The organism is Corynebacterium sp. 5QC2CO, assembly GCF_024580435.1.
Lineage (GTDB): Bacteria > Actinomycetota > Actinomycetes > Mycobacteriales > Mycobacteriaceae > Corynebacterium > Corynebacterium jeikeium_D.
Genome location: NZ_JANIKI010000022.1, coordinates 1 through 7,009, shown reverse-complemented (window position 1 = coordinate 7,009; position 7,009 = coordinate 1). Strand labels below are relative to the sequence as shown.

General features: G+C 58.6%; 7 protein-coding genes. 4 read left to right on the top strand and 3 right to left on the bottom strand.

The window, feature by feature from the left end; translation table 11 throughout:
• Window positions 1–565: 565 nt before the first annotated feature.
• Together NQ014_RS10725 and NQ014_RS10720 are read left to right on the top strand one after the other, a co-directional pair.
• A complete protein-coding gene (locus NQ014_RS10725; RefSeq protein ID WP_070603951.1) occupies window positions 566–973 on the top strand; it encodes a hypothetical protein in 408 nt (135 codons plus the stop codon).
• A gap of 126 nt (window positions 974–1,099) precedes the next feature.
• Entirely contained in the window at window positions 1,100–1,942 is an 843-nt protein-coding gene (locus tag NQ014_RS10720) for a PaaI family thioesterase (RefSeq protein ID WP_038626554.1), read from the top strand.
• 9 nt (window positions 1,943–1,951) lie between these two features.
• On the opposite strand, the gene NQ014_RS10715 is transcribed toward NQ014_RS10720, so the two are convergent.
• The 3 genes from NQ014_RS10715 to NQ014_RS10705 form a co-directional block, all read right to left on the bottom strand.
• Entirely contained in the window at window positions 1,952–2,725 is a 774-nt protein-coding gene (locus tag NQ014_RS10715; RefSeq protein ID WP_257075320.1) for a triacylglycerol lipase, read from the bottom strand.
• Window positions 2,715–3,434 (bottom strand): alpha/beta fold hydrolase, encoded by a 720-nt coding sequence (locus tag NQ014_RS10710; RefSeq protein ID WP_257075318.1) that lies wholly within the window; start codon window positions 3,432–3,434, stop codon window positions 2,715–2,717. The genes NQ014_RS10715 and NQ014_RS10710 overlap by 11 nt, the downstream gene beginning before the upstream one ends.
• A gap of 170 nt (window positions 3,435–3,604) precedes the next feature.
• Window positions 3,605–4,027 carry an HIT family protein gene (locus NQ014_RS10705; protein ID WP_005511554.1) on the bottom strand — a complete coding sequence of 141 codons (423 nt, stop codon included), beginning with the start codon at window positions 4,025–4,027 and terminating at the stop codon, window positions 3,605–3,607.
• An 80-nt stretch (window positions 4,028–4,107) separates the two neighbouring features.
• Here NQ014_RS10705 and purD point away from each other — a divergent pair, with 80 nt between their 5' ends.
• Window positions 4,108–5,382 carry a phosphoribosylamine--glycine ligase gene (gene purD / locus NQ014_RS10700; protein WP_257075313.1) on the top strand — a complete coding sequence of 425 codons (1,275 nt, stop codon included), beginning with the start codon at window positions 4,108–4,110 and terminating at the stop codon, window positions 5,380–5,382.
• A gap of 239 nt (window positions 5,383–5,621) precedes the next feature.
• Complete coding sequence (locus tag NQ014_RS10695; RefSeq protein WP_257075324.1) at window positions 5,622–6,749, top strand: aminotransferase class I/II-fold pyridoxal phosphate-dependent enzyme; 1,128 nt, start codon at window positions 5,622–5,624, stop codon at window positions 6,747–6,749.
• Window positions 6,750–7,009: the final 260 nt, after the last annotated feature.

Sequence of the window (7,009 nt, the reverse complement as noted above, 5' to 3'; positions counted from 1 at the left end):
GCTGCCACACCGCGGATTTACCGTCCCGGAGCCAAATATATGCTCCCGGAGCATATATTTCTCTGAAACCTAGAGGTCAACCACTACAAATCACCGAATCCAGACACACTTTCTGTCGTTTAACCCGTTTTTTTGGGGGATTTTCTGTCACTTATGCGCACGTTGTCGGAAGTCCTGGTCAACATATGGATGAGCTATTCACTTATGGACACGCTGCTGCGTATCGATAGGTGAATATTGCATCGATAAGACAACGCAACACCGACAGCCAGACAACGCAACGCTGTCAGCAGGACAACGCGACACCGACAGTCGGACAACGCAACACCGACAGCAGGAAAATCACAGGCCACGGAGCATTCACATTCGCAACTCTAGCCCCATGCTTCACAGGGGTTACATGCGTATGTAAAGTGGGCTTTGTTTTTAAGTCATAAGCGTCGATAGGGCTGGTCTCGGGGAAGGGCCTGCGCTATGGGCGCCTTTGGCATTTTTCTGTAAAACCTTCCAGAAAACCCCACAAGCTGGGGTGATTTCTCTGAGAAAAATACTCTACGATAGAGCCATGTCAGAGGTGCTCTTTGTCAGTAGTTCAAACATGGGACTCTCGCGCGTACTAGAAGGGCTGCTGCGGCAAGCTGCCCCAGGCCTGACAGTTTTGTCAGCAGGTATCAGCATCGATGATGATGACCGCGGTCTGGATGAAGACGCGCGACGCGCACTCTGTGAGGTGGGGGCACGGTGTGATGGGGATCCTCATCAGCTCACGCCATCTCTCGCGGACAGTGCGGATGTGGTCATTGTTGTGGGGAAAATCGACGTTTCGGACTACATCGCGCCAGATGTAGAGACGGAGCGCTGGGAATATGATGACCCAGCTGACCGCGGCATTTATGGTTATCCTCGCTACGCGCAATTGCGGGATTTCTTTACTCGGCGTGTCAATACGCTGGCGGAACGGTTTGCTGCCTAAATAGTCGCTGTCTTATTAAAAGGTGGGGCGCGGGAACCGTCGTAAAGCATGTGCTGAAGCCGACACACTTTTGTTTTCTGACAATAATACCCGCGTTCGTCCGGTCAGCACCTAATGTAGGTAGTTATGTCTATTGGTCCCTCGTTGCGACGCACCCTGTACAAACTTGCTGAGAAAGAGATGTCCCCGGCTAAGGCAAAGTTCTTGCTGAACATTTGGCCGCCGCTGTTTGGCACCGGCATCCGTATCACCGAGATTGCGGATGACTGGTCTGAGGGGCGATTGGAGCTGCGCCTAAACGCTCTGACTGCGAATATGCATGGCGCGGCATTTGGCGGTGCGCTGTTTTCGATGACGGATGTGCTGTTTGGCACGCTGGTTATGCAGCGCCTGGACGTCAAGAAGTACGAGGCATGGACCCGAACTGGGTCGTTTGAATTTATCCGCCCGGGCAAAAATGGTGCGTACCTCGAGGTAGAGGTGCCGGATGAGATGGTCGAAAAGCTTAAGGCCGAAACGGAAGGCGGCTATTCGACGGTCGTTCCATACACCTCTGTAATCCGAAACCGCGATGGTTCCCTAGTTGGTATCGGCCAGCAGGAGCTCTACGTGCGCCGTCGTGGCCGCAAGAAGCCGCCGGCCAACCCGAATCAGCAGGATCGTGTTGCCGGTGAGAACCTCATCTCTGCTGCGCGCACTCTTGCTCGGCTGGGGATGCGCGGGGTGGAAAACCGTGATGTGCTCGTCCAGCAGGAACGCACCGCACGACGCTGCATTTCGCCAGAGTCGCGTGCAGTCGCATGGCTCCACGGTGTTCTTGAGTACGGCGATGTCACTGTTGACGACTACCGCGCCGCAGGGCTTCCCGACGTCGTCATCGAGGCTCTCACCTCCGATAACCCCTCGCCGGCCGCGCAGCAGCTGCTTGCGGATGTCGTCACCGCGCGCGAGTCGCTGACCAAGTTCTAGGTCGAAGCTCTACGCCAATAGCCGAGTGATCAGATCGATCACTTCGGGGTCTGTTTGTTGCTTCCAATGAGCAACAGACCTGCCCTCTAGCTCGGATTCGAGCAAAACAGTTTGGGTGTCCGGCAGGAAGCTCTGCGCGGTATCGGACCACGGAATGACCAGAATGTCATGGTGGCTGATGACATTAATCCAGTCAGGTGCAGCTGCTTGGCGCCCGCGGAGGTGTGGGGCAGTGTTGGCGGTAGGAAGTTCGTATTTTCCTGCCGCTACCGCAATTTGATCGGCTAAAGCCTGTCCCATTAGCCAGCGGGCAGGAGCCCCATTCCGCCGGCCCAGAATGCGGGAGATTCCAGTCAGATTTACGCCGCCGACAGAGCCCGACACGCTGATGACACGGCGAAATGAAATGCGCTCGTATTCAAGGTTCGCTAGGCGTGTAAATAACAGGAAAGCCAATAGCCCACCCTGAGAGTGAGCCACAATGTCGACCGTGTCCGAGTTCGTTTCAGCGCAAACTCCGTTGATATAGTCCTCGACTTCGGCGACAGAATCCGCAAGGGCAGCAGTGCCGCGGTTTCCGTAGGCCGGTACATAGACGCGGCGGCCGAGGGAACGGAGCCCGTCGGCAAGCGGTGCCCACGCGCCGGGACTATCGAGCGTGCCATGTAATGCGATAACCGGAACGGGGTCGCTGAGGTTCCCCGCTGCCGGACTCGGATTTGGCTGGGACGGGCGAGCGGCTGTCGGCGGGAAAATCCGCGTTAGGAGCGGTCTATTCCGCATGCTCGGTTGGGTCAAAATCCTCGCCTACCAGCTTGAATAGTGCCTCGCGAGTAAGAGTGCGGGGACGCCAATCGTGTGCCATCTGCTCATGCAAAACGATGGCTTGAGGGAACGTGTCCTGCACATAGAGATTGGTGACCATGCCTGTGTCACCGCCATCCAAGAAACAGGACTGTGGCGGGGAAATGAGCTGGTCATACTTAGTGGCAATGCAGGTGTAAGTAACACCGGGGCCGAGAATATCGTGGGAATTGGAGTTCAAAACCATCTTTGAACCCGTGAGCTGTTCCAAACCGGAAACGCCCCAGTAGTTCTGAACAAAGTTGCTCATCAGCGACCTCGTGCCGGGAATCTTAGTGATGCCGGAAGCGATGCCGCCCAGGTTGGTGCCGTGGTTGGGCGCGGCAAGACAGACAACATGCTTGATGTACTTGGAAATGCGCAGAGAAAGCAGGGTGGCGATTAAGCCGCCTTGCGAGTGCCCCACGATAACGGCGTGCTTTGCGTCAGTGGCGTGCAGGACAGCCTTGATGTAGGGCACGAGCATGTCGATGGACTGATTGATGGGGTCTGTTGCACGGTGCCCAAAATCTGGCGCGAAGACAGCCCAGCCATCCTCCCGCAACTGACCGCCGAGGGTCTCCCAAATGCCCTTGACCTGGCCTGTTCCATGCAGGAGGATGACCGGCCACGGCCGGGATTTGGACACTTTGGCTCCCCAGTTATCTTCGAAAACACCGCGCAGCGGACGGAAGATGGCATAGGGGAGCGATGCTGATCCCTCAGCTGCAGCCGGTTTTTGCGCCTCCGGTTCCTGCGCTTCAGGAGCAGGGACTACCGGAAGTTGTTCTTCCCGAAAATCCTCGTTTGAAGCGGCGATTAGCGCACCAACTTTCCGTCTTCGTCAGTCCCGAGGGCCTCCCGTAGCTTAGCGGCGGCCTCATCCATGGACTCTGCGGAAGGATTGCGATCCACCGACTGCAGGTTGTACCCGGACATATCGTGGGCGGGGAAGATATGGATGTGGGTGTGCGGAACCTCGAAGCCGGCGATGAGGTAGCCAGCACGCGGAGCGTCAAAAGCGGAGACGACAGCCTGACCAACCTTCTGAGCAACCTCATTGAGGTGAGCCCACAGCTCAGGCGAGGCGTCCGTCCACTTGTCCACCTCTTCAACAGGGACGACCAGAGTGTGGCCAGGCGCAATTGGCTCGATGGTCAAAAATGCGACGACCTTGTCATCGCGGTAGACAAAACGACCGGGGAGTTCACCGTTAATGATCTTGGTAAATACTGTGCTCATGTGCCAAGGGTAACCCGAATAGCGGATTGAGGGGTTGGGTGCGATGAGAGTTATCCGGGCTGATTAGTAAGATGATTGCTATGCGCATCCTCGTAATTGGCTCCGGTGCCCGTGAGCACGCCCTGTTGTACGCAATGAGTAAGGACCCGCAGGCTACTGATCTTCACGTAGCCCCTGGTAATGCGGGCATGAGTGAAATTGCAACCATGCATCCGCTGGTCGTGGATGACCCCGCTGGCGCTGTTGCGCTGGCCAAGGAAATTGAGGCCGATTTGGTTGTTATTGGCCCGGAGGTTCCGCTGGTCGCGGGTGTGGCAGACGCACTGCGCGACGCTGGTTTCGCGGTCTTCGGCCCGAATGCGGACGCGGCTCGGATTGAGGGGTCCAAGGCTTTCGCTAAGGACGTCATGAAGGCGGCTGGGGTAAAGACCGCCTCGGCAGAGGCCATTCAGCCGGAGGCCTCCGACGAAGACATCGAGGCCGCCATTGACCGCTTTGGCCCGAACTGGGTCGTGAAGGATGACGGTCTGGCTGCTGGCAAGGGAGTCGTGGTCACTAAGGACCGCGCTGAGGCTCTCGAACACGCAAAGGCGGTGCTGGCCGCCGGTAACCCGGTGCTGCTGGAGTCCTTCCTGGACGGCCCGGAAGTTTCCCTGTTCTGCCTGGTCGACGGCGAAACCGTCGTCCCGCTGTTGCCGGCTCAGGACCACAAGCGCGTCGGTAATAACGATGAGGGGCCGAACACTGGTGGCATGGGCGCTTATAGCCCGCTGTCCTGGCTGCCGGAAGGCGCAACTGAGCGCATTGTCACCGATGTCTGCGAGCCGGTCGCTCGTGAAATGTCCGCTCGCGGCTGCCCGTTCCAGGGTCTGCTGTACGCGGGTCTGGCCTGGGGCGAGGACGGCCCGGCTGTCATTGAGTTCAACTGCCGTTTCGGTGACCCGGAGACCCAGGCCGTGCTGGCGCTGCTGGAGTCCCCGGTGGCTCAGCTGCTCAACGCCGCTGCTACCGGAACATTGGCGGACTTCGGTCCGCTGTCTTGGCGTGATGGTTACGCTCTGACTGTTGTGCTGGCCGCTGAGGGGTACCCGGTGTCGACGCGCACGGGTGATGTCATTGAAGGTGCAGAGCCTGGCCGCGAGGCAGATGGCATTCTCCACGCTGGTACTGCCCGCAATGCTGCGGGTGAGCTGGTCTCCGCTGGTGGTCGTGTGCTCAACGTCATCGGCGTTGGTGACACGCTGGAAGAAGCTCGCGACAAGGCGTACGAGACCATCAAGACCATTAAGCTCGAGGGCTCGCACTACCGCACCGACATTGCACTACCTGCAGTTGAGGGCCGCATTTCCATCTAAATAATGCCCGAGGTGTTCAGGCTGCACTCGGATACCTCGCTGGTGCACCCACCCGGGCTGAACTGGATTTCCTGAGTGGCCTCGGTGGCTGCAAAGATGAAGGTATGCACGCCGAATCTCCGCTGTCGCCAAAGTCGTCGCAGTCACCGCAGCCGTTAAACTCCTCGCAGCCTCCGCAGGCATCCCAGCCCCAGCGCGACCTAGCATCCCGCCGCTGTGAGGTCGCACCCTTCCATGTGATGGATGTTCTCGCGCTCGCACAGGAGCGTCAGCGTACTCATGGTGACGCTCTATTCCTCTGCGTGGGACAGCCCGCGACCGCGGCCCCGGCTGCCGCGATTGCCCGTGCGCGTGCTGATTTAGAAAATCAGGTTCTGGGCTACACAGCGGCCGTCGGCACGCCTGAGCTGCGTGCAACCATCGCCGCCTGGCATCGTGAAAACTACGGCACGGCCACGGAGGCCGCTGATGTTGTCATCACTACCGGTTCTTCCGGCGGTTTCGTGGCGCTCTTCCTCGCAGCCCTCGACGTTGGCGATGACATTGTGCTCGCGCGCCCGGGCTATCCCGCATACCGCAATACGCTGCAGGCGCTCGGTGCCAACATTGTCGAGATTGACTGTGGTCCTGAGACCCGGTTCCAGCTCACCGCCCAGCACCTGCAGGCACTTCCGCGCGTGCCCAAGGCTGTGATTGTCACCAGCCCGGACAATCCCACTGGCACCATTATCGATGCCGACGAGCTGCGTGCCATTGCGAAGTGGTGTGAGCAGCACGATTGCCTGCTCATTTCCGACGAGATTTATCACGGCATTACTTATGGCCGACAGTGTGCGTCTGCACGCGAGTTTTCCGACGCGGCAGTCGTGGTCGGCAGTGTCAGTAAGTACTTCTCGATGACCGGCTGGCGCGTCGGCTGGCTAATCGTTCCCAAGTGGCTGCGTGCGCCGCTTGATCGCCTCGAAGCCAACCTCACTGTCTGTCCACCGGCAATTTCGCAGGCAGCAGCGGTGGAAGCGTTCAGCTCCGAGTCCATTGGCGAGCTCAATTCGCACGTGACGCGTTACGCACGCAACCGCGACGTTTTGCTCGAGGGGCTGCCCCGCGTCGGTCTCGGTAATATCGCTCCGCCCGACGGCGGTTTCTATATCTACGCCAATATCGCAGGGCTTTACGACGACCCGAACTCCGTCGACTCCATGACTTGGGCTCGGGAACTGTTGGCCGCAACGGGCGTGGCCGTTGCCCCTGGAATCGACTTCGACACAGAGAACGGCCATGAGTGGGTTCGCCTCTGCTTCGCCGGTGAGACGTCCGAGATGGAAGAGGCTGTTCGGCGTATTGGGGTGTTCACTGATCGTGGTTAAAACGGCTTTTAGTGGCGCTCGCGGTGTGATTTACCTCACCCTTTTAGGGGTGATTTTTAGTCGGGCGAGATAGGGTGCCCGACGGGCGAATCGCTGCTTTAAACCCTCTACCGACGGTCGCTGGTAGAGCCGATGTTGAGGCATTCCTGGAAGGGGTCGTTGGGGCTCTGTTTTCTTGATTGCCCGTTCGCTGTAAAGGCGGAAAAACTGCCTCAGATTGAGGGCTCTGTGGCTGCGGTCACATCAACTGAGGCTGGGGT